Origin of the sequence: Aestuariibius violaceus (assembly GCF_040779325.2) — a bacterium.
GTDB classification, from domain to species: Bacteria; Pseudomonadota; Alphaproteobacteria; order Rhodobacterales; family Rhodobacteraceae; genus Aestuariibius; species Aestuariibius violaceus.
This window is the reverse complement of the sequence record NZ_JBFONT020000026.1, coordinates 1-1,232: the sequence shown is the minus strand read 5'-3', so window position 1 is coordinate 1,232 and position 1,232 is coordinate 1. Positions and strand designations below refer to the sequence as shown.

The following is a 1,232-nucleotide window of genomic DNA, read 5'->3' as shown; positions in this document are numbered from 1 at the left end:
CCTTCCCCCCTAGAACTGGGCCATTACATTTGCCGCGAGAGGGGATTGGGCATGGCGAGGAAGCGACATTCAGACGAAGACGTGCTGAAGCTGCTACGTGAGATCGAGTTGAAGCTGACAGCGGGCAATGACGTTGCATCGGCTTGTCGGAGCGTGGGGATCAGCGATGCGACATACTACAACTGGCGGAAGCGGTTTGGCGGAACGGGACGCGCGCAATTGTCGGAGATGAAGAGCCTGGAGAAAGAGAACGCCCGGCTGAAGAAGATCGTCGCGGAGCTTGAGCTGGACAAGCTCATTCTCAAAGAGAGCCTGAACTACCTAAAGCCGAGGGCCTGACCACATAGGAGCTTCGTCAGGCCGTCGTTCACACTCGCCAGAAGCTCGCCACGTCTGAGCGGCGGACGTGCCGGGTGATTGGCCTTGCGCGGAGCTCCCTGCAATATCAGCCAACACAGAGGGACGATGATGCGCTGCGGTTGGCTCTGATCCGGTTGGCGAAGCAGTATGGGCGATATGGCTATCGCAAGATCACCGAACTCCTTCGCGTCGAGGGCTGGGCGGTTAATCACAAGAAGGTTGAGCGGTTGTGGCGTGAGGAAGGGGTGCAGCTTCCGCAGTGCCACAAGAAACGCAAACGGCTCTACCACAAGGACAGCTCGATCGTCCGATTGAGGCCCACGCATCCGAGCCATGTCTGGGGCGAGCCATGGTGCGCCATTGGTTCAAGCACAATGGCGAGCGACTTCGTACACGACAAGCTCAGCAACGGTCGCAGCTACAAGATGCTGACGGTTCTGGATGAGTTCACGCGACAGGCGTTGGCGGTGACCGTCCGGACAAAGATGGGAGCCGACGATGTCTTGGAAGCGCTCTATCCGCTGCTCCTAAGGCACGGTTCGCCAGAGTACATCCGATCGGACAATGGACCCGAGTTCGCAGCCGAAGCGATGCAGGACTGGCTACGACGCGTTGGCATCAAGCCGATCCACATCTATCCAGGATCGCCCTGGGAGAACGGCTACAACGAGCGGTTCAACGGGACCCTGCGTCGAGAGGTCCTCAATGCCGAGTGGTTCTCGACGACAAAGCAAGCACAGGTCGTCATCGATCACTGGCTCAAACAGTACAATCACACGCGTCCTCATCAGGCGCTCAATATGCGCACACCGGTTCCACAAACTATATTAGAGAGAGCCCAAATCAGTGGCCCAGATACAGGGGGCTAGACA

At 58.1% G+C, this 1,232-nt stretch carries 1 protein-coding gene and 1 pseudogene; both read left to right on the top strand.

Annotated features, from left to right (window positions below; genetic code table 11):
• The coding region (locus AADZ90_RS22395) for a transposase (RefSeq protein ID WP_367312843.1) at positions 1-339 on the top strand (339 nt) is incomplete at its 5' end.
• Positions 340-386: 47 nt separating this feature from the next.
• A pseudogene (locus tag AADZ90_RS22390) lies at positions 387-1,229 on the top strand (IS3 family transposase); the annotation flags it as partial.
• Positions 1,230-1,232 lie beyond the last annotated feature (3 nt).